The organism is Paraburkholderia yinzeri (genome assembly GCF_046581065.1).
Lineage (GTDB): Bacteria > Pseudomonadota > Gammaproteobacteria > Burkholderiales > Burkholderiaceae > Paraburkholderia.
The window spans coordinates 760,525-783,377 of record NZ_JBFOCJ010000002.1 but is presented as its reverse complement, the minus strand read 5'-3'; the positions used below and the strand labels follow the sequence as shown (position 1 = coordinate 783,377).

The window sequence follows — 22,853 nt, the reverse complement described above, 5'->3', positions numbered from 1 at the left end:
AAATTTTTCAACGGGATGGACGGGATGAATCGGGGCTGGGTTGGCGAGGGTTACACCAGGGTGGGGAGCAAAGCAGCGGGCAACACCGGGCGGATCAAGGTCCGCACAATGACGGCGGTGGTGGCGCTGGCGATCGCGAAGATCGCCAGCGCGCAGACCGCGGCGCCGCCCGCTGCGGCGTCGGATACCGCCGCGGGCCAGCAGTTGCCCGCCGTGGTCATCAAGGGCCAGCAGGCTGCCGAGACCGGCACCGGGCCGGTGGTCGGCTACGTCGCGAAAGTCAGCACGGCGGGCACCAAGACCGACACGCCGATCATCAAGACGCCGCAGGCGATCTCCGTGGTCACGCGCGACCAGATGGACGTGCAGGACGTGCAGAGCGTGGCGCAGGCGCTGCGCTACACCTCGGGTATCAACCCGGAGCAGCGCGGCACGAACACGGATTCGCTCGAATATCTCTACGCGCGCGGCTTCCTCGTCGACGAGTTCTGGAACGGGCTGCGCACGCCCGGGCCGGCCGGCGGTTTCGGCTACAACGTGACGAGCTTCGACCCGTACATGTTCGAGCGTATCGAACTGCTGCACGGCCCGGCTTCGGTGCTGTACGGCCAGGGGTCGCCCGGGGGCACCGTCAATCTGGTCAGCAAGATGCCGACCGACACGCCGCTGCACGAAGTGGGCTTCACGACGGGCAGCTACGGCCGGGTACAAGGCTACTTCGATTTCAGCGGTCCGCTCGACCAGGACGGCAAGGTGCTCTACCGCCTGACCGCCGACGGCTTCAATACGGGCACGCAGACCGACTACGTGAACCAGCAGCGCGTGGCGATCGCGCCCACCATCACGTGGCGCCCGACGAAGGACACCACGCTCACTATATTCGCGAACTATCAGGCGGACCCGGAAGCGGGCATCTACAACTCCGTGCCGTATGGCTATCCGAGCCGCAGCCTGTATCCGGGCGAGCCGGACTTCGACAGCTTCCGCAAGACCCAGGAGTCGATCGGCTATGCGTTCGAGCACCGCTTCAACGACGTCTGGTCGTTCAAGCAGAACTATCGCTATCTGCACAACAGCCAGACCGTGAAGTACGTGGGCAACAACGGTTTCGAGTCGGACGGCGAGACGCTTGCCCGCACGCCGTACCTGAACTACGGCATGGTGAACTCGCACACGGTGGACAACCAGCTCGACGCGACGTTCGACACCGGGGCTGCGAAGCACAATGTCACGCTGGGGCTCGATTACCAGAACATCCAGTTCGACCACCACTTCTACGGGAGCCTCGCGAACACGCCGGGGCTGAACGTGAACGATCCGGTCTACGGCCAGGCGATCCCGTACCCCACGTTCATGTACGCGACCTCGGTGGCGCAGTCGATCAAGCAGCTCGGCCTGTACGCGCAGGACCAGATCGACATCGGTAAGTGGTCCTTCCTGTTCGGCGTGCGCGAGGACTGGGCCAACGAGGACCAGACCTCGTACAAGGGCGGCGCATCGAGCCAGCAGTTCAACCGCGCGTTCACGTGGCGCGCCGGCGCGGTCTACCAGATCGTGGACGGTGTGGCGCCGTACTTCAGCTACTCGCGCTCGTTCCAGCCGCAAGTGGGCACGACGTATGGCGGCCAGGCGTTCGCGCCGCTCACCGGTGAGCAGTACGAGGTGGGCGTGAAGCTGCAGCCCAAGGGCTACAACAGCTTCGTCACGGTGTCGGCGTTCCATATCGACCAGAACAACGTGGCGACCACCGACCCGCTGCATGCCGGCTTCAGCGTGCTCACGGGCCAGGTGCGCTCGCAGGGCTTCGAGGTGGAGGGCCACGCGAGCCTCAGCGACAACCTGCAGCTTATCGCGAGCTACACCTACACGAACCTGCTCAATACGGAGAGCACGACGTCGAGCCTCGACAAGGTGCCGGTCGGCATTCCGCGTAACACGGCTTCGCTGTGGGCCGACTACACGTGGACCGGCGGGCCGCTCGCGGGCCTGCTGTTCGGCGGCGGCGTGCGCTATATCGGCGGTTCGTACGGCGACACCGCGAACACGTTCGTGACGTCCTCGGCCACGCTCGTCGATCTGGCGCTGCGCTACGACCTGGGACGCCGTTTCACGAACCTCCAGGGCTGGACCGCCACGTTCAACGTGACCAATCTGCTCAACCGCCAGTACCTCGCTTCGTGCACGAGCGCGGACTATTGCTACTGGGGTGAAGGGCGTCTGTTCCTGGCGGGAGCGAAGTATCAGTGGTAATTCATGAGGAGGCGGCGCTGCCATGCAGTTTCACGCGTATCGATCGATGAGCCCGTCCGGCATTGCCCACGCCTGGCAGCCGCTGTCTGCCTTGCAGGAGGGCATGTGGTTCATGCAGCGGCTTGCGCCGCAGTCCACGGCCTGGCATCTCGCCCGCGCGTTTCATTTGCGCGGGCCGCTCGATACCGCCGCGCTCGGTCTCGCGCTGGCGCGCGTGCGCCAGCGCCAGGCGGTGTTGCGTACGCGTTTTGCCGAGCGTGACGGCACGCCGTACCAGATCGCCGACCTGCCCGCCGACGCACCGCTCGACGTGCTCGATCTGGCGGCGCCGGCCGCTGACGCCGCCGATGCCGCCGCTGCCGATGGAAGCGAGCCCGACGCAGCCCTCGCGGCGGCACTGGACGCGGTACTGACCGGCGAGGCGGCGCGCCCGTTCGATTTCGCGCGTGAGGGCGCCGCGCGCTTTCGGCTCGTGAAGCTCTCGGCGCAGCGGCACGTGCTTTCGGTGGTGGTGCATCACCTGATTTCGGATGGCGGCTCCAATGCGATCTTCGCGCGCGAGCTGGCGCGGGCGTATCGCGATGCCGTGCAGGGCGTGACCGCCGATCGCGCCGATCACGCCGATCTCGATGCAGGAAGCGTGGCGAACGGCGCCGGGCAAGGCGAAGGGCATGCGCTCGCGTGGCAGTACGCCGACTTTGCCGCATGGCAGCGCACACAGCTCGCCGGCGAGAAGGCGAGCGCCGACCTCGCATGGTGGAAGCAGTACATCGGTGCGTCCGACGACGGCTTCGAGCTGCCGGGCGATTTCCCGCGCGCGCCGCAGGCGAAGCGCGTCGCGCGCACGCATACGTTTGCGTTGAGCGAGGCGACGCTCGACGCGCTGCGCGCACGCTGCAAGGCCGAACGCTGCACGCCGTTCGTCGTGCTGATGGCCGCGTACCAGCTCGTGCTCTGGCGTCACGCGGGGAGCGCCGACTTCTGCATCGGCGTGCCGACGAGCGGCCGCACACTCGTGGAGTGCGAGGATCTGATTGGCCTGTTCGTCGACACGCGTGTGCATCGCGCGCGCATCGAGCCGTCCATGAGCGCGCGCGCCTTGCTCGAAAGCGTGCGGCACGACTCGCGTGCGGCGCTCGATCACGGCGACGTGACCTTGCCGATGCTCGTCGATGCGCTCGGCGTGCGCCGCGAGGCGGATCGCCATCCGCTATTCCAGACGCTCTTCAATGTGCAGGGCCCCGCGGCGGCGGGCAAGCTGTCGCTAGACGGGCTCGAAGTCGAGATCGTGGATGCGGAAAGTCCGCTTGCGCGCTTCGATCTGAGCGTGGACGTGCGCGTGAGCGCCGAGGCAGTGCGCGTGACCGCGCGCTACGACGGCACGCTGTATCGCCAGCAAACCATCGAGCGGCTGTTCGGCCACTACGAGGCGCTGCTCGTTGCGTTGTGCCGCGAGCCGGACCGGGCGGTGGCGGAGCTGCCCTGGCTCGACGATGACGAGCGCGCGTGTCTCTCGGCGTGGAGTACGCAGCGCGCCGATTACGGCGTGCCCGTGCCCGTGCACCGGCTGTTCGAGCGCCAGGCCGCAGCTACGCCCGATGCGGGCGCGCTGCTGTTCGACGACACGACGCTGACCTACGGCGAGCTCGACGCGCGCGCGAACCGGCTGGCCCAGCGGCTGCGGCGGCTCGGTATCGGCCCGGATGTGAAGGTGGGCATCGGCGTCGAGCGTTCCCTGGAGATGGTCGTCGGCCTCCTGGCGATTCTCAAGGCGGGCGGCGCATACGTGCCGCTCGACCCCGATTATCCGGCCGAACGCCTCGCCTACATGATCGAGGACAGCGGCATCGGCCTGCTGCTTATCCAGCGCGCGTTGCGCGAACGCTTCGCCGCGCAGTGCACGCCCGAAACCGCGTGTACGGTGCTCGAACTGGACACACTCGATCTTTCGGGCGAGTGCGCCGAGCGTCCCGCGGTGTGTTCCCCGGTGTGTCCCGATACACCGCTCGATCCCGACAACCTCGCCTACGTGATCTACACCTCGGGCTCGACCGGGCGGCCGAAGGGCGCGGCGAACCGCCATGGCGCGCTTTTCAACCGGCTCGTCTGGATGCAGGCGGCGTATCGGCTCGATGCGCGCGACACCGTGTTGCAGAAGACGCCGTTCAGCTTCGACGTATCCGTGTGGGAGTTCTTCTGGCCGCTCATGACGGGCGCCCGGCTCGCGCTCGCGCGGCCCGGCGATCATCGCGACCCGGCGCGTCTCGTCGAGCTCATCGATCGCCATCGCGTCACGACGCTGCACTTCGTGCCGCCGATGCTGCAGGCTTTCGTCGCCGCGCTCGACGGCGAGGCGCCGGTCTGCACAAGCCTGCGCCATGTGATCTGCAGCGGCGAGGCGCTGCCCGCTGCGTTGCAGGACCGCGCGCTCGCACGCCTCCCGCACGTGCAGGTGCACAACCTCTACGGTCCGACCGAAGCCGCCATCGACGTCACGCACTGGACCTGCCGCGCGGGCGATCCGGTCGTGCCGATCGGGCGGCCGATCGCGAACGTCAGCACGCATGTGCTCGACGCCGCGCTGAATCCGCTGCCCGTTGGTGTGGCGGGCGAACTCTATCTGGGCGGCGCGGGGCTCGCGCGCGGCTACCTCGACCGCCCCGCACTCACGGCCGAGCGTTTCGTGCCCGATCCGTTCGAGCCCGGCGCGCGGCTCTACCGCACCGGCGATCTCGCGCGCTGGCGCGCCGACGGCGCGCTCGACTATTTGGGCCGACTCGATCATCAGGTCAAGATTCGCGGCCTGCGGATCGAGCTCGGCGAAATCGAAGCGGTGCTGCAGCGCCAGGAAGGGGTGGAGACGGCGGTCGTCGCGGCGCAGGATGGGCCGAACGGCAAGCGGCTTGTCGCGTATGTGAGCGCGCGCGACGGATATCGCCTCGATCGCGACACGCTCGCGGCAAGGCTCGCGGCGGCGTTGCCCGATTACATGGTGCCGGCGGCGTGGGTCGAACTCGAACGCTTCCCGCTCTCGCCGAACGGCAAGCTCGACCGGCGCGCGCTGCCTCCGCCCCAGGCGCCCGGACGTGCGTGGGAAGCGCCGCAAGGCGAAGCCGAAAGCGCGCTGGCGGCGATCTGGCAGCCACTGCTGGGCGTGGCGCGGGTAGGGCGCCATGACAACTTCTTCGAGCTGGGTGGCGATTCGATCCTGAGCCTGCAGATCGTCGAGCGCGCGCGGCTGGCCGGCTGGAAGCTGACGCCACGTCAACTGTTCGAGCGTCAGTCGGTGGCGGAGCTCGCCGCGGTGGCGCAGCCGCTCGGCACGGTCGCGCCGGCTGCGGTCACGGCCGCGCCCGCCGGTACCGAGGCGGCGCTGCTGCCGATGCAGGCGTGGTTCTTCGACTTGCCGCATGCGCAGCGGCATCACTGGAACCAAGCCGTCCTGCTCACGAGCCGCGAGCCGCTCGATACGGCGCTGCTTGCGCGCGCATTGCATGCGCTCGTCCAGCATCACACCGCGCTGCGCCTGCGTTTCGCGCAGGACACGGCGAGTGCAGGGGGCGTATGGCGCGCGCGCCACGGCGAGGCGCCGCCGCCCGAGACGCTGCTGTGGGTGCGCAAGGCCGCGACGCAAGACGAGATCGCCGCGCTGTGCGACGAAGCCCAGTGCAGCCTCGACCTGAACGGCGGGGCGCTGCTGCGCGCGCTTGCCATCGAGATTGCCGACGGCAGTTGGCGCTTGTTGCTGGCGATCCATCACCTGGCGGTGGACGGAGTGTCGTGGCGACTGTTGCTCGCGCAACTACGCAGCGCGTATGCCGCTTTGCAAAGCGGGCATCCGCTTGCGTTGCCCGCCGCCGCTTCGACCGATGCCTGGGCCGCGCGCCTCGCAGCGCATGCGCAAACGCCCGCGCTGCGCGCGCAGGTGCGCTATTGGCAGGAGAGGGGCAGTGCGATCGCGGCGCTGCCGTGCGATCTGCCGGATGGCGCGAATACCGTGGCGCATCGGCGCCACGCAACGCTCGCGCTCGATCCCATCGAGACGCACCAGCTTCTGCACGAGGCGCCGGCCGCGTGGCGCACGCAGGTCAACGACCTGCTGCTGACCGCGCTGGGCCGCGCGTTGTGCGCGTGGGCCGGCACGGAACGCATTCGCATCGACGTGGAAGGGCATGGCCGTGAAGACCTGTTCGACGATATCGACTTGAGCGGCGTGGTTGGCTGGTTGACGAGCCTCTATCCCGTCGTGCTCGAACCGTGCGGCGAGCCGGGCGCGGCGTTGCGGCGCGTGAAGGAGATGCTGCGCGCCGTGCCCGAACGCGGCCTGGGCTTCGGCGTACTGCGCTACCTCGGCGCCGATGCGGATCGCGCCGCGCTCGCGGCCATTGCGCCCTCGCAGGTCGTGTTCAACTACCTGGGCCAGTTCGACCAGAGCTTCGACGGCGGCGAGGCGTGGCAGCCGGCGCGCGAGACGCCGGGCGCCTCGCAGGCCGCCGACGCACCGCTTGCGCACGCGCTTTCGGTGAGCGGCAAGGTGCTCGACGGCGCGTTGACGCTAACGCTTGCCTACAGCGGTGCGCGCTATCACGACACGACCATCGGCCGGCTCGTCGACGCGCTGCACGACGCGCTGCGCGAACTGATCGCGCATTGCACCAGCCGCAGCGCCGCTGCGACCCCTTCGGACTTCGAACTGGCCGCGCTCACGCAGGACGAGCTCGACCGCCTGCCGCTCGCGATGAACGAAGTGGCCGACCTGTATCCGCTTACGCCGATGCAGGCCGGCATGCTGTTTCACTCGCTATACGCGCGCGGCGGCAGCGCGTATCTGAACCAGTTGCGCGTGGATCTGGACGGTCTCGACGCCGCGCGTTTTCGCGCCGCGTGGACGGCGCTCACGCAGCGTCACGACATCCTGCGCACCGCCTTCGTGGCACACGGCGAGGGCTGGCTGCAATGGGTCGCGCGCGTCGTGGACCTGCCGCTCGTCGAGTACGACTGGCGCTCCCGTACCGATTGCGCTGCGGCGCTCGATGCGCTCGCGGCGCAGCAGCTCGAACAGGGCTTCGATCTCACGCGCGCGCCGCTCTATCGGCTCGCGCTCGTGCGCACGGGCGAACGGCGCTATCACTTCGTGTGGACCCATCATCACGTGCTGCTGGACGGCTGGAGCGTCTCGCAGCTACTAGGCGAGGTGCTGCGCCACTACAGCGGGCAACCCCTGCCCGCGCACGGCGGCCGCTATCGCGACTACATCGGCTGGCTGCGCGACCATGACGGAGCGGCGAGCGCCGCGCACTGGCAGGCGCAGCTCGCGCGTCTTCACGGACCCACACGGCTCGCGGAAGCATTCGGCAAGCGCGAGACGCAGGCGCGCGGCTACGGACTGCACACGGTGGAACTGGACGCGCCCACGACCGCGCGTCTCGTCGCTTTCGTGCGCGAGGCGCGCGTGACCGTCAATACGCTGCTGCAGGGTGCGTGGGCGCTGCTGTTGCAGCGACATACGAACCAGCCCGCCGTGGTGTTCGGCGCGACGCTCGCGGGCCGTCCCGCCGATCTGCCGGGTGCCGCACAACTGCTCGGGCTCTTCATCAACACGCTGCCCGTGATCGCGGCGCCGCGCGCGCAGGCGCGCCTGGGCGACTGGTTGCGCGAGTTGCAGGCCGAGGGCATGGCCGCGCAGGAGCATGCGCATACGCCCTTGTACGAGATCCAGCGCTGGGCCGGCGCGAGCGGGCAGGGACTGTTCGACAGCCTCGTCGTGTTCGAGAACTATCCCGTCGACGCGGTGCTCAAGGAGTCTTCTCCGGGCGGCCTGTCGATCGACAACGTAGCGGCGCGTGACGAAACCAGCTACGCATTGACACTGGGTGCGATCCAGGGAGAGACGCTGCGGCTCGGCTTTCGCTATGCGCGCGACGCGTTCGGCGATGGCGACATCGCGCGCATCGCACAACACATGGCGAGGCTGCTGCGCGAGGTGGCGCTCACGCCGGACGCGGCCGACCGCGCGCCCGGTACCTTCGATCTGCTCGATGACACTGAGCGCGAGGTGCTCCTCGCACTCGGCCGCGCCGAACATGCGGGTCATGCTTCGTCCGCGCGCGTGCCGGTGCACGAACGGATCGCAGCCCGAGCCGCAGAGCAACCCGAGGCGCCGGCGCTGGTCGCGGGCGCCACGCGTCTCTCCTACGGCGAACTGAACGCGCACGCCAACCGGCTCGCGCATCGGCTGAGGCGCGAAGGCGTCGGGCCGGAAGTGCGGGTGGGCATCGCGGCCGGACGCTCGGCCGCGATGATCGTCGGCATGCTCGCGGTGCTCAAGGCGGGCGGCGTTTATGTGCCGCTCGATCCCGCCTACCCGGCGGAGCGCCTCGCGTACATGATCGAAGACAGCGGCATTCGCCTCGTGATCGCCGAGTCCGGTGCGCGCGCTGCGCTGCCGACGCCGCTTGCACTGCCCGTGCTCGATCTCGACACGCTCGACCTCACCGGCGAGCCGGCGCACGATCCCGCGTGCCCCGTGCATGCGGAAAACCTCGCCTATGTGATCTACACGTCGGGCTCGACAGGGCGGCCGAAGGGCGTGGGCGTTGCGCACGGCGCCCTCACGATGCATTGCGACGCGATCGCGGCGCGCTACGGTATGCGCGCCGCCGACCGCGAGCTGCACTTCGCGTCGATCAATTTCGACATCGCACACGAGCGCTGGATTGTGCCGCTCTGCGCGGGCGGGGCGCTCGTGATCGCCGATGCGGCGCGCTGGTCGACGGCGCGCCTTCTCGACGAGATGCGCCGCGAGCGCGTCTCGGTCGTGTTCCTCACGCCGTCGTATCTCAACAATCTCGTGTCCGATCCGGCGCTCGACGCAGCGGCGCTGGCGTTGAGGCTTTGCATCGTCGGCGGCGAGGCGTGGGCCGCGGCGGCGATGCAGGCGGCCTGCCGGGCACTGCCGGACTGCCGCCTGATCAACGCTTACGGGCCGACGGAAACCGTGATCGCGCCGACGGCGTGGGATGTCGATGCGTCGTTCGACGGCGCCTGGGCGCCCATCGGCCGGCAGATCGGCGAGCGCGTGGCCTATGTGCTCGACGCCGCGATGAACCTCGCGCCGCGCGGCGTGGCCGGCGAGCTCTATCTGGGCGGCGCGAGTCTCGCACGCGGCTATCAGCACCGCGCCGCGCTCACCGCCGAGCGCTTCGTGCCCGATCCGTTCGACGCGCAGGGCGGCCGCCTCTATCGCACCGGCGACCTCGTGCGCTGGCGCGACGACGGCGCGCTCGACTATCTCGGCCGTCTCGACCAGCAAGTGAAGCTGCGCGGCTTCCGCATCGAACTGGGCGAGGTGGAGGCGGCATTGCTCGCGCAGCCGGGCGTGCGCGAGGCCGTCGCGCTGGTGGACGGAACGGCGGGTGGCGCGCGGCTCATTGCATATGTCACTCCCGGCGTGACTCCCAACGTCACGCCGGCCCCCACCGCTGCGCTCGACCCTCATGCGCTGAAGCACGCACTCGCGCGCACGCTGCCCGACTACATGGTGCCGGCTGCGATCGTCGTGCTCGAGCGCTTGCCGCTCACGCCGAACGGCAAGGTGGACCGGCGCGCCTTGCCGGTGCCGCAGTCCGCAAGGACGCAAGATTACGTTGCTCCGCAAGGCGAGACGGAAGCTGCGGTCGCGCGAATCTGGAGCGAGGTGCTGGGCGTCGAGCGCATCGGGCGGCACGACCATTTCTTCGAGCTGGGCGGCGACTCGATTCTGAGTCTCAAGGTGCAGCGGCGCGTGGCACGCGAGCTCGCGGCGGACGTGGAGCTCGCCGCGCTATTCGCGGCGCCGACGCTCGACGCCTTCGCGCGCGCCGTGGACGAGGCGCGCGCGCGTACCGCGAGCGGCCCTGCTGCAATGGCCGATACGATGCAATCCCTTCTTTCCGATCTCATGCAATGAACCGCAGGACCTTGCTCACCGCGCTCCTGGGTGGCGCGCTGCTGACCGCCGGTGCTAGAGCGCGCGCGGCCGTGCCGCGCCGCGTGATCGTCCTCGACTGGGGGCTCGCCGAGCTCATGCTGGCGATCGGCGTCGTGCCGGTCGGCATGGCGAACACGCCGGGATTCCGGCGCAACTTCACGGCCTGCCCGGTGCCCGCTTCGGTCGTCGATCTCGGTCTGATGTTCCAGCCGAACATGGAGCTGATGCTGGCGCTCAAGCCCGATCTGATCGTCATCACGCCCGCGCACGCGGCGATGCGCGCGTCGCTCGAACGTATCGCGCCCACAGTGACGCTCGGCATGTTCCGCGCCAGCCCGGCGCCCTATACGGCGGCGTGCGCCGAAACGCTGCGGCTGGCACGCCTCCTGGGTTGCGAGGCACGCGGCGAGGCGGCCGTCGCGCAGACGCAGCGTTCAATCGATGCCGCCCGTGCGCGGCTCGATGCGCTGCCGGCCGCGGCTGGCGCGTCGGTCTATATGGTGCGTTTCATCGACGAGTCGCACGTGCGCGTGTTCGGCGCGCACAGCCTGTTCGGTGAGCTGCTGGCAAAGCTCGGGTTGCAGAACGGCTGGCGCAAGGCGAACCACGCCGCGGCCTACGCGACGATCGGTTTCGACGCGCTCGACGCCGATCCCCGCGCGACGCTCGTCTATGTGAAGCCGCTGCCCGCGCCGACGGCATCCATGATGAAGACGAGCCGCGTCTGGCAGGCCATGCCGTTCGCCGGCGAGGGCCGCATGATCGGCATGGCGTCCGTGCCGCCCGAAGGCGGCATCCTGAGCGCGCAGTATTTCGCCAACGCACTGGCCAACGCTTTGGGCGAGGCCCGCCTCGATGCGCGGACATCCACCGCGGAGCCCACATGAAGAGCGCCGCGACCCTCTCCCTAGTGCCGATGCGGCGCACGCCGCTTTTGCCCGTTTGCGGGCTCCTCGCGCTGGCGGCGCTGCTGTTCCTGCTGCGCCTCGACGCGCGCCTGCCTGCCGCGCTGTGGTGGCAGGCCCTCGTGGCGCCGTCGCCCGGCGACGTGCCGCAGTTGCTCGTCCACTACAGCGACTTGCCGCGCGTCGCGGTCACGCTGCTGTGCGGCGCCGCGCTCGGGTTCGCCGGCGTCGCGACCCAGCAGGTGCTGCGCAATCCGCTTGCCGAACCCATGACGCTCGGGATGTTTTCCGGCGCCTGGCTTGCGCTGGCGCTTGCCACCGTCTATGCGCCGTTCCTGCTCGCCGGCGGCCGCGACGCGGTTGCGCTGGCCGGCGGCGCGGTGGCCCTGGCCGCCGTGTTCGCGCTGGCGGCGCGGCGCGGAATGTCGCCGCTCGCGCTGATCCTCGCCGGGATGATCGTCAACCTGTGCGGCGGGGCGTTCTGCCTCGCGCTGGCCATTTCCCACTACGATCTGCTGAGCGGCCTGCTGGTGTGGGGCGGCGGCTCGTTCGCGCAGAACGACTGGCACGTGGCGGCGGCACTTTGCGCGCGCTTCGTGCCGTGCGTGGCCCTGTTGCTGCTGTGCCTGCGGCCGATGGCGGTGTTCGACCTCGGCGACACGGTGGCGTCGAGCCTCGGCGTATCGCTGCGCACGACGCGCGGCTTCGCGCTGTTCCTCGCGCTGCTGATCGCGGCCTTCGTGGTCAGCGCGGTGGGCGTGGTCGGCTTCGTCGGTCTTGCCGCGCCGTCGCTCGCGCGCCTCGCCGGCGCTCGGCGCCTGCGCGAGCGCATCGTCTGGTCGCCGCTTCTTGGCGCCGCGCTGTTGTGGCTCGCGGACCAGTTCGCGCAGTTGTGCGTCGCGCGTTTTGGCATGGCGATTCCAACCGGTGCGATCACGACGCTGCTCGGTGCGCCGCTTCTGCTGATCATGCTGCGGCGCCTGCGCGGGCGGCCGGACCTCGCCCAGACTCCCGCCGAGCGCCCGGCGCCTTTGTCGGCGCGCGGGCTGCGGATCACGGCGCTCGCCTGCGCGGCGCTGCTCGTGCTCGTGATCGCAGTGTCGCTCACACTCGGGCGCGGGCTCCACGGCTGGCATCTGAGCAGTCCTCACGAAGCCGCGGCGCTCCTGTTCCTGCGCCTGCCGCACGTCGTGGCGGCGCTCGGCGTGGGCGTGCTGCTGGCGCTCTCCGGCGGCATCGTGCAGCGCATGACCGGCAATCCCATGGCGAGCCCCGATCTGCTCGGCATTTCGGCGGGCGGCGCGCTCGGCCTGACCGGTGCGCTGTTCCTCACCGCGCAGCCCGGTTTGCCGACCTACCTGATCTGGTGCGCGGGCGGCGCTGTGCTCACGCTGTGCGCGCTCGTGGTGTTCGCGCGCGCTTCGTCGTTCGCGCCCGACACGCTGATTCTGGCGGGCATGACGCTCTCCGCCGCGTTCCAGGCGATCTCCGTCATTGCCGTGTCGAGCGGCGATCCACGCGTGATCATTCTTTACAACCTGCTGGCCGGGTCGACCTACAACGTCGGCCCGTGGATGGCCGCGCTCGTCGCGGCGGCGGCGCTCGCCGCGCTCGCCGCCGTGCCGCTGTGCCGGCGCTGGCTGGAAATCCTGCCGCTCGGCGATGCCGTGCCGAAGGCCCTCGGCGTCGATCTCGCCGTCGCGCGCTTCGGCCTGCTGATGCTGAGTGCGGTGATGAGCGCCGTGGCGACGCTCGTGATCGGGCCGCTGTCGTTCATCGGCCTGATGGCGCCGCACATGACGCGCATGCTCGGTGTGAGCCGCGCCATGCCGCTGCTGCTCATCTCGGCCGTGCTCGGCGCGACGCTCATGATCGCGTCGGACTGGCTCGGCCGCTGGATGCTGTTCCCGCAGGAAATGCCGGCCGGCGTGATGGCCACGCTGCTCGGCGGACTCTACCTGATCCTCACGATGTTCCGGCGCCCGCCACAGAGCGGGCCCGGTTCCTGATGCACCGTCACAAGGAGTGACATGTCTCTGCTCTTGAAGCTCGCACGCAATTCGCGCTGGACCTTGTTCGTCGCGCTCGTCGCCAGTCTCGTCAGCGGGTTCGGCAATGCCGGGCTCGTTGCGCTGATCAACCAGGCGCTCTCCGCGTCGAGCGCGCAGCTCGCACGCCTCGGCTGGCAGTTCCTCGTGCTCGGCGTAATCGTGCTGGCCACGCGCACGGTCTCGCAGACGCTCTTCATGGACCTCGGCCAGCGCGCCAAGGCCAACCTGCGCATGCAGACGATACGCCGGCTCGGCGACGCCTCGTTCCGCCATCTCGAACAGCAGGGCGCGGCGCGCTCGCTCGCCGTGCTCACGCAGGATCTCGATTCAATCGTGATGCTGTTCGTAAGAATGCCGGCGCTCGCCATGCAAAGCGCGGTGATCGTGGGCTGCCTCGCCTATCTGAGCGTGCTGTCGTGGCAGATCCTGCTCGTGGCGATCCTCACCATCGGCATTGGCGCAGCGGGCTTTCGCGTGGCCAACGGCCGCGCGCTCTTTCACCTGCGCGCCTCGCGCCAGCGCGAGGACGATCTCGTCAGGCATTTCCGCGCGCTGTTCGACGGCGCGAAGGAACTGAAGCTGCACCGCCAGCGCCGCAGCGCCTTCATCGAAGACACGCTCTCGACCAACGTCGAAGCGGTGCGCGTGCAGCGCACGCGCGGCTACGTGCTGTACGCCGCCGCCGCGAGCTGGGGCAGCTTCATCCTGTTCGTCTTCATCGGCATTACGTTGTTCGTGGTCGCGCGGCTCTTTCCGGTCGACACGCACGTGATGTCCGGCTATGCGATGGTGTTTCTCTACATGATCATGCCGATCGAGTCGCTGCTTTCCGCCATTCCGAACATCGGCACGGCGCGCGTGGCGCTCGAACGCATCGAGCAGGTCAATGCCGAACTGCCCGTGGAAAGCGGGCTGGGCGCGCCGACCGCAGTGGGCTTCGAGAGCATCGTGCTCGACGGCGTCACGCACCGCTATTTTCGCGAGAAGGAGAACGAAGTGTTCACGCTCGGGCCGATCGACCTGACGTTCCGGCCGGGCGAACTCGTGTACCTGATCGGCGGCAATGGCAGCGGCAAGACCACGCTCGCGAAGATGCTGGTGGGCCTGTATCCGCCCGAAAGCGGCCGCATTCTGCTGAACGGCGCGCCGGTGGGCGAAGACGGGCGTGACAGCTATCGCCAGTTGTTCTCCGTGGTGTTCAGCGACTTCTTCCTGTTCGACAGCCTGCTCGGCCTGCGTTTCGACGGGCTCGAGGCTTCGGCGCAGCAGTTGCTCGTGCACCTGCAGCTCGATCACAAGGTCAGCATCCAGAACGGTGCGTTTTCCACGCTCGAACTCTCGCAAGGCCAGCGCAAGCGGCTCGCGCTGCTCGTCGCCTATCTGGAGGACCGGCCGTTCTACGTGTTCGACGAATGGGCCGCGGACCAGGACCCGCTCTTCAAGGACGTGTTTTACCGCGAGCTATTGCCCGAGCTGAAAGCGAAGGGCAAGACGGTGCTCGTGATCACGCACGACGATCGCTATTTCCATCTGGCCGACCGCTACATCAAGCTCGAATACGGCCAGCTAGTCGAAGCCGGCGCCGGCGACGACCTGCTCGCGCGCTACAGCGGCGCGCCGCATGCCGCACTCGCAATCCAATGAGCCGCCTCATGAACGTGAATGCTCCGGTCGCGCCGGACCTCGGCGTCGAAGCGCCGGTCGATCAAGCCGTGCAGGTGCGCCGTGTCGATGACGCTCCGGCAGGTGCGTCGCGGTCCGCCGCCGAAACGCTGTTCGCGCTCGACAACGTGTCGTTCGACGCCGGTGGCCGCACGTTGCTCAAGCCCTTGTCGCTAACCCTTTCGAAGCATCGCATGGTTGGCCTGATCGGCCACAACGGCTCGGGCAAGTCGACGCTCGTGAAGCTGCTCGCGCGCCAGCAGCGGCCCAGCACGGGCACACTGAGCTTCGCGGGCCGGCCGCTCGCCGAGTGGGAGAGCCGCGCGTTCGCGCGCAAGGTCGCGTATCTGCCACAGCAACTGCCCGCCGCCGACGGCATGACGGTGCGCGAGCTCGTCGCGCTCGGGCGCTATCCGTGGCATGGCGCGCTCGGCCGCTTCTCGCGCACCGACGCGCAGAAAGTGCTCGAAGCGATGGAGCAAACCGACGTGCTACGCTTTGCCGATCGCGCCGTCGACAGCCTTTCGGGCGGCGAGCGCCAGCGCGTATGGCTCGCCATGCTGGTCGCGCAGGACAGCGACTGCCTGCTGCTCGACGAACCGATCTCCGCGCTCGACATCGCGCATCAGATCGAAGTGCTCGCGCTCGTGCGGCACCTTTGCGAGGAGCGCGGCATCGGCGTAGTCGTGGTGCTGCACGACATCAACATGGCTGGCCGCTTCTGCGACGACCTCATCGCGCTCAAGGGCGGCAGCCTGCTCGCGAGCGGTCCCGCCGCCGAGCTGATGCGCGCCGAGACGCTCAGCGCGATCTACGGTATCCCGATGGGCACGGTGCCGCACCCGGATGGCGGCATGCCCATCAGCTTCGCGCATTGAATCCAGGCATGCCGAAATTTTCTGCTTTTCAGGTTTTCCCGATGAAACGATTCGCCGTTGCAATCGCCCTGGCGGCCGGCTTTGCCGGGGCCGTCCTGCTGGCCGGCTGCGCGCGGCCCGACACCGTGCGCACCGAGCCCTACCACGCCGAGATCCGCCGTACCGCGGACGGCATCCCGCACGTGCTGGCGCGCGACTGGGGCAGCCTCGGCTACGGCTATGGCTACGTGCAGGCACAGGACAACCTCTGCACGCTTGCCGACGCGTTCGTGACGTTCCGCGGCGAGCGTTCTGCCTACTTCGGCCCGGATGCGCGGCCCGTTGCTGCGGCGACGTTCGGGCAGCCGCGCAACCTCGATGCCGACTTCTTTTTTCGCCTCGTCGACGACGCCGACGCCGTCGCGCGCTTCCGCGCCGCGCAGACGCCGCGCACGCGCGCGCTCGTGGAGGGTTTCGCGGCGGGCTATGACCGCTATCTGGACGATCTGCGCCGGGGAGACTTTCCGGGCGCGCACGCCGCGTGCGCCAACGCGGCCTGGCTGCGGCCTGTCGACGCCGACGACGTGTACCGCCGCCTGATCGCGGCGACGCTCGCGGGCGGAGCCGCGCGCTTCGTCGAGCCGATCGCGAAGGCGCAGCCGCCGACGGCTGCGCCTTCGGCCTTGCCCGTACCGCGCGCGGCGAACGACGCAGCGCCGGCAATTGCCCTCGCGCCCGCGCAACTGGAGGTGGGCGGGCACGAAGGCATTGGCAGCAACGCGCTGGCGTTCGGTGCGGGGAAGACGCGCGACGGCGCGAGCCTGCTGTTTGGCAATCCTCACTGGTTCTGGCGCGGCCCCGACCGCTTCTACGAGGCACAGTTGACCATACCCGGCCAGCTCGATGTCGCGGGCGTGTCGTTCCTCGGCGTGCCGGTCGTGATGCTCGGCTTCAACCAGAACGTTGCGTGGACGCACACCGTGTCGTCGGCGCGACGCTTCGGCATTTTCCAGTTGACGCTCGTGCCCGGCGAGCCCACGCACTACCTCTACGACGGCCGCCCCGAAGCGATGACGGCGGTGTCGCTCACCGTGAAGGCACGCAACCCCGATGGCTCGCTCGCGCCGGTCACGCGCACGCTGTACCGCTCGCGCTTCGGTCCGTTGATCGATCTCTCGTCGATGTCGCCCGCGCTCGCGTGGAACGCGCAGCACGCTTTCGCGCTGCGCGACGTGAACGCGGACAACACGCGCGTGTTCGAAAATTTCCTCGCGTGGGACGGCGCGCAGTCGCTCGACGATTTCATCGCGATCCAGAAGCGCTTCGTGGCGACGCCGTGGGTCAACACGTTCGCGATCGGCCGCAACGATCCGCGCGTCTGGTTCGCGGATATCGGCGCGATGCCGGGCGTACCGGATGCGCTGGCGACGGCGTGCACGCCGCCGCCTGGACGCGCATTCGACGCGAAGGCGCCGGGTGTGCCGTTTCTCGACGGATCGAGAAGCGCCTGCGCCTGGCGCAGCGAACCCGGCGCCCCGCAAGGCGGCACGCTGCCCGTCGCGCAGATGCCAGGCATGGCGCGCGAGGACTATGTCGGCAATTTCAACGGCAGCTACTGGCTGACGAATCCGGCGGCGCCGCTCATGGGCTTTCCCCGCGTCGCGGGGGAGACGGGCACGGTCCAGACGCTGCGCACGCGCCTCGGCCATGAATTGGCCGCGCAACTGCAGCGCACGCCGGGTGGAGTGACGCGCGCCGCGCTGGAAGCGGGCGTGCTCGACAGCCGATCGATGTCGGCGGCATTGTTCCGGCAGCCCTTGATCGAAGCGCTCTGCAAGGGTGCCACGCCGGCGGGGGCGCCTGACACCGCCGATATCGCCACGGCGTGCAGCGTGCTCGAAGCCTGGGACGGCACGGCGCGCACCGGCGCGCGCGGCGCCAATCTCTGGGACGAGTTCTGGTTGCGCGCTAGCACGTTGCCGCCGCAGCAGCTCTACCGCATACCGTTCGATCCCGCGGCGCCGCTCGATACGCCGCGCGGCCTGAAGACGGACGATGAGGAGACCGTCGCGGCGCTTCGCAAAGCGCTGGGCGACGCCGTGCGCGCGCTGCGCCGGTATGGTTTCGCACCCGACTCGGCACGCGGCGAGCTGCTCTACACGCAGCGCGGCGCCGGGCGTGTCCCGCTCTACGGCGGTTGCGGCGAGGCGGGCTATTTCACGGTGGTGTGCCCGCAGCACCCGCTCGACCCGGGCGGCTACGCGATGGATCGCAACGGCCACGGCGACAGCTATCTCCAGGTGGTGAGCTTCGGCGAGGACGGAGTGGACGCGGACACGATGCTCGCGCACTCGCTATCGGACGATCCCGCATCGCCGCATTTCGCGGACGCGACGCGCGAATTCGCGCGGGGCGAATGGCAACGTTTCCGCTTCACGGAGCGCGAGATCGACGCCGATCCGGCACGCGTGACGACGACGCTGGAGGGCATGCCTTCCGGCCTGACGGGAAAAATATCGCCCTGACCGGCGAGTGTCGTTCAGGCGGGGCGCGCCCGGACGCGCCGGCAATAGCGCCTGACGAGTCCGTCCTCCTGCAGGAGTCCCATGCCGAGCATCATGGCGCCGATCAGCAGCGCGGCCATCCGGTCCAGATGTGCGATGCCTGTCATCGTGCCAACCGCGCCGACCGCCGCCGCGGCGGCCGATATCGCGTCGGCCAGCGCGTGCGTGGCGCCGGCTCGCAGCGCGTCGACGATGCGAGCATGCACGGCATCGATCCGGGCGGCCGCGGCGCTCAGGTGGCGCGCGGCATATCCGCGTGTCGCGACGACGAGTAGGGCCACGCAAAGCGCAATGGTCTGCGCGGAAGCCGCCTTGGTGCCGCTACTCTCCGCGTTCGCCAGGCTGTGCCAGATCAGTTCGCTGCCGGCCAGGATCGGCAGCGCTGCCGCCGCAACGGCCGGCAACCAGGCGGCTCGGCCTGCGAGCCATGCCGCGAGCGGCCCGCGGCCCGGATGTAGCGGCAGGAAGAGGAGGGCGTCGACGACCAGATCCACCAGCGTATGAATGCCGTCGGCAACGATGGCATGCGAGCCGGTCAGCCAGCCCGTTGCGATCTGCAGGGTCATCATGACGGTGTTGGCAATGGCGGTGTTGCGGGTGGCCCGCAGCGAAGCCTGCTCGGAGGGTGAATGGGCTGACGGCATGCCTTGCGAGGAAATTGTTTTCCGGCAGGGTAGGGACGCCAGATGGCATGGCGATGACAACCGGCTTCACCGTGTCATGCACAAGAGGGGAGTCGGTCTTCCGGGCAGGCCAACTGAAGCTCGCGGCACGGACAGCTTGTGCCTCGTCGGTGCGTGGCTTCGTCTGGGCGACGTCGCGTAAGTGTGCGGAGCGACGGGTTCGATTCCTGCTGACCCGGTACATCGTGCCTGCGAATTGCTGCTTGCTCTACGGCGGAGAAGTCCGACGCGAGGGCGCAGTTGTACGTGCAAGAGTGTATGCTGGTGTCGCCGTCCGGCGAGCACCTCAAAGAACGAGGCGAACCTCGGCACCGAAGCAATAGTGCGCTTCGCACCAGAGCGGGTGCATCATTGCGGTCTTCAGGAGGCGTGCTGACAACCGGCGTTTTCTTGCCACGAAGTCCGGTGCGCCAGCGAAGGATTAATGGTGGTCGTTCGAAGCGCCAGCTATAGATCCACTATATCAGGGTTGCCGATGGAGGCACTCACATGCATCAAGCAACATCAACCGTATCGGCTGGCAACCAGGCGGGGCACCAGCAGGGGTATACGTTCGTTCTGGTCCATGGCGCCTGGCACGGCGGCTGGTGCTGGCGGTTCGTGATGGAGCGCCTGCTTGCGCGAGGGCACCGTGCCTTCGCACCGACGCTCACCGGGCTCGGCGAGCGGCGCCACCTGCTGGAAGCGGTGACGTCGCTCGACGTATCGATCTCCGACATCGAACGCCTTTTCGAGGCGGAAGAACTGGAAGACGTGGTGCTGGTCGGGCATAGCTTCGGCGGCCTCGTGGCCTCCGGCGTTGCGGACCGGCGGCGCGAATCCATTCGTGCTCTGGTGTGTCTTGACAGCCTGCTGGTCGAAAGCGGCGAATCGGCTATGGACGTGTTGCCGGGCAGCGTCGTCGCCGAACGCCTCGCGGCGGTCGAGGGAAGCGGGCAAAGGCTTGGAATGCCGGTGAACGGTCTTGCCGGTACTGGCATTCCCGACGACCATCCGCTCGCCGCGTGGGTGCGCCGCCGTTTGACGCCGCATCCGCTCGCGACGTATCAGTCGCGGCTCACGTTGCGCCATGCGTTGGGCAACGGTCTGCCGCGCACCTATGTGCATTGCGCGAACCCGTCGTACGACACGCTCGCGCTGGTACGCGAACGGATTCGCGCCAGCGACGGCTGGGGCTGGGAAACGCTCGACACGGGACACGATGCGATGGTGCTGGCCCCCGACCTGCTCGTCGATCTGCTCGAACGGCTGGCTGGCCGGGCCGCTTGAGCGGCGTCAGCGGCCCCGGCAGGGCTCTCGAAGTACGATATGGCCGACTTCCGTCGCCGCGCGGGCCAGCAGCGCGGCGGGCATCACCATGACCATTGACGTGCCCGACAGGTGAAGGATGGCGTGACGACGGGAAAGACGCCACGATAGCGCGAGGTGACGGCAGGTCGATTCATGTCATCCGGTGAATGACGGCCAACCTGGGTGAAGCCTCATGCCGTCACGGCTTGCGAAGGTACGAAGGTTTTCGGCAAACCAGCCCGTGCGATCGCGCCGGTGAATGGCTCGCCCGGCAGCCACGCGGCGATCGTTTCCCGGATCGCCAGCAGCCGGCCGATGTCGATGCCGGTATCGAACCCTTCGGATTCGAGCAGGAATACGGTGTCTTCGCTATTGATGTTGCCCGTCGCATTAGGCGCAAACGGACAGCCGCCAAGACCGCCGAGCGACGCGTCGAAGCGGCGCACGCCGGCATCGAGTGCGGCGATCACGTTGGCCAGACCCAGCCCGCGTGTATCGTGGAAGTGGCACGCCACCGGCACTGTGCCCGCCAGCGCGCAGACCTTGCGCAACAGCGCACGCACCTGTCCAGGATTCGCGTAGCCGACCGTATCCGCGATCGTGATCTCGTCGGCACCGGCTTCGAGCAACGTATCGACGAGACCGAGCACGGTGGCTTCGTCCACCTTGCCGGCGATCGTGCAGCCAAAAGCGGTCGCGACACCCGCGCCGAGCACGACGTCGCGCACCCCGGGCAGCGGGCTGGCATCGCGCTCCGCGACGATCCGCGCGAAATCGTCAACCGATTCCGTGGTGCTGCGCCGCACGTTTTTCAGATTGTGTTCGTTGCTCGCCGAGAGCACGTAGTGCACCTTGCGCAGACCAACGTCGAAGGCACGTTGCGCACCCTTCATATTCGGCACCAGCGCGGCCGCATGCAGGCCGTCGATGGCAAGCGCGCCTGTCGCGACCTCGACCGCATCCGCGAACTGCGGCACGACTTTCGGCGGCACGAACGAGGTGACTTCGATCTCGGTCACGCCGGCATCCACCATGCGCGCGCACCAATCCAGCTTGCGGGCGGTGCTGAGGATCGTGCCGACCATCTGCAGCCCATCGCGCAGGCCGACTTCCCGAACCTGCGCCGTTTCCCTGTTATCCATGGTCCTTTGCTCCTTAAAGGCGGGTTTGCGTGACGTCACGCTGCATGGCGTTCTTCACGGCGTCGCATCGGCCACCGGCTGCCCACCCTCGGGCTGGCTTTCGTCCGCCTGACGATGCGCGTCGGTGGCCGCCGAGGTCTGCGGCGCGAAGACGATCGCCGCGACAGCGCCGAGCGTCATCAGCACGGCGATGGCGGCGAGGCCGCCGGACATGCTGTGCGTCAGCGTCTTGATCGAGCCGATGATCATCGGGCTGAAGAAGCCGCCGAGCAGTCCGATGCAGTTAACGATCGCCACGCCGCCGGCCGCGCCGCTGCCGCGGATGTAATCGGTGGAGATGGCCCAGATCAGCGGATTGGGCGCGAGAATGCCGGCTGTCGCGATCGACAACGCTACCAGCGACAGCGCCAGATTGCCGCCGGTAAAGCCCGCCGCCACGAGGCCGGCGGCGCCGAACAGCATTGCAATCGCGCAGTGCCAGCGGCGCTCCATCGTGCGGTCGGAATTGCGGTTGAGCATCACGAGTGCGACCCAGCTCACGAAGTACGGGATCGCCGAGTAGCACCCGACATACAACGGGCTGTTGACGCCCGATTCCTTGATCAATGTCGGCAGCCAGAAGCCGATTGCGAACACGCCCGCGATCTGCGTGAACCAGACGAAGCCCATCACGTACACGCGAAAGTCGACGAGTGCACGGCCGAAGGTGTGTTCCGCATGCGTGGCGCTGACGCTCGAACTGCGCTGCAGATCGTTCAGCACTACCGCCTTTTCGCTGTCGTTCAGCCACGCCGCCTGCTGCGGACCGTCATCCAGATAGAAGAACGCGACGATGCCGAGCACGCTCGCGGGCAGCCCCTGCGCAATGAACATCCATTGCCAGCCGTGCAGTCCGAACGAACCATTGGCATACGTCATCAACGCGCCGGACAGCGGACCGCCGAACAGCCCCGCAATGCCGGTCGCGCACGTAAAGAGTGCGATGACCTTGGCGCGCCGCTCGACGGGGTACCAGCGCGTCAGATAGAAGATCACCCCCGGGTACAGGCCGGCTTCCGCGAGTCCGAGCAGGAATCGCACCGCGTAGAGGTGAGCCGGCAGCTTCACGAAGGCGGTCGCCGCGGCGACGATGCCCCACAGGATCATGATCCGCGAGAACGTGCGCTTCACGCCGATGCGCGCGAGCAATAGATTGCTCGGCACTTCCATCAGCACGTAGCCGAGGAAGAAGATGCCGGCGCCGATGCTGTAGGTGAGATCGTTGAAGCCGACATCGTGCTTCATGTCGAGTTGCGCGATGCCGATGTTGATCCGGTCGAGAAACGCGAAGACATAGCACAGGAACAGAAACGGGATCAGACGTCGGGTAATCTTGCCGTAGGTCTGGTCCCCGTGAGCGTGTTGCGAACTGCCGGTCGTGGGTGTCATGCCTGTCTCCTCCGGGTATGCCGGTGGTCAAGCCGGCAGGTTCGTGCCTGCC

At 68.5% G+C, this 22,853-nt stretch carries 11 protein-coding genes; 8 read left to right on the top strand and 3 right to left on the bottom strand.

The window, feature by feature from the left end:
• The first annotated feature begins 60 nt into the window (after window positions 1-60).
• From WJ542_RS20630 to WJ542_RS20600, 7 genes are read left to right on the top strand one after another with little or no spacing between them, the layout of a single operon-like run.
• Entirely contained in the window at window positions 61-2,250 is a 2,190-nt protein-coding gene (locus tag WJ542_RS20630; RefSeq protein ID WP_411191307.1) for a TonB-dependent siderophore receptor, read from the top strand.
• Window positions 2,251-2,272: 22 nt separating this feature from the next.
• Window positions 2,273-10,198 (top strand): amino acid adenylation domain-containing protein, encoded by a 7,926-nt coding sequence (locus WJ542_RS20625; protein WP_411191306.1) that lies wholly within the window; start codon window positions 2,273-2,275, stop codon window positions 10,196-10,198.
• On the top strand, window positions 10,195-11,106 hold the full coding sequence (locus tag WJ542_RS20620) for an iron-siderophore ABC transporter substrate-binding protein (protein ID WP_411191305.1): 912 nt from the start codon (window positions 10,195-10,197) through the stop codon (window positions 11,104-11,106). The genes WJ542_RS20625 and WJ542_RS20620 overlap by 4 nt, the downstream gene beginning before the upstream one ends.
• A complete protein-coding gene (fhuB, locus tag WJ542_RS20615; RefSeq protein ID WP_411191304.1) occupies window positions 11,103-13,133 on the top strand; it encodes a Fe(3+)-hydroxamate ABC transporter permease FhuB in 2,031 nt (676 codons plus the stop codon). The genes WJ542_RS20620 and fhuB overlap by 4 nt, the downstream gene beginning before the upstream one ends.
• Window positions 13,134-13,154: 21 nt before the next feature.
• Window positions 13,155-14,819 carry a cyclic peptide export ABC transporter gene (locus WJ542_RS20610; RefSeq protein WP_411191303.1) on the top strand — a complete coding sequence of 555 codons (1,665 nt, stop codon included), beginning with the start codon at window positions 13,155-13,157 and terminating at the stop codon, window positions 14,817-14,819.
• An 8-nt stretch (window positions 14,820-14,827) separates the two neighbouring features.
• Entirely contained in the window at window positions 14,828-15,715 is an 888-nt protein-coding gene (locus WJ542_RS20605) for an ATP-binding cassette domain-containing protein (protein WP_411191302.1), read from the top strand.
• A 41-nt stretch (window positions 15,716-15,756) separates the two neighbouring features.
• Window positions 15,757-18,219 carry a penicillin acylase family protein gene (locus tag WJ542_RS20600; protein WP_411191301.1) on the top strand — a complete coding sequence of 821 codons (2,463 nt, stop codon included), beginning with the start codon at window positions 15,757-15,759 and terminating at the stop codon, window positions 18,217-18,219.
• Between the two features lie 14 nt (window positions 18,220-18,233).
• On the opposite strand, the gene WJ542_RS20595 is transcribed toward WJ542_RS20600, so the two are convergent.
• A complete protein-coding gene (locus WJ542_RS20595) occupies window positions 18,234-18,902 on the bottom strand; it encodes a cation efflux transmembrane domain-containing protein (protein ID WP_411191299.1) in 669 nt (222 codons plus the stop codon).
• 528 nt (window positions 18,903-19,430) lie between these two features.
• On the opposite strand from WJ542_RS20595, the gene WJ542_RS20590 reads away from it, so the two are divergent.
• Entirely contained in the window at window positions 19,431-20,210 is a 780-nt protein-coding gene (locus WJ542_RS20590) for an alpha/beta fold hydrolase (RefSeq protein ID WP_411191298.1), read from the top strand.
• A gap of 212 nt (window positions 20,211-20,422) precedes the next feature.
• Here WJ542_RS20590 and WJ542_RS20585 read toward each other — a convergent pair whose 3' ends face one another.
• Window positions 20,423-21,373, bottom strand: coding sequence for a hydroxymethylglutaryl-CoA lyase (locus WJ542_RS20585; protein WP_411186720.1), 951 nt, complete (start codon window positions 21,371-21,373; stop codon window positions 20,423-20,425).
• A gap of 54 nt (window positions 21,374-21,427) precedes the next feature.
• The gene (locus tag WJ542_RS20580) at window positions 21,428-22,801 is read right to left on the bottom strand and encodes an MFS transporter (protein ID WP_411186718.1); all 1,374 of its coding nucleotides are present in this window, start codon (window positions 22,799-22,801) and stop codon (window positions 21,428-21,430) included.
• Window positions 22,802-22,853 lie beyond the last annotated feature (52 nt).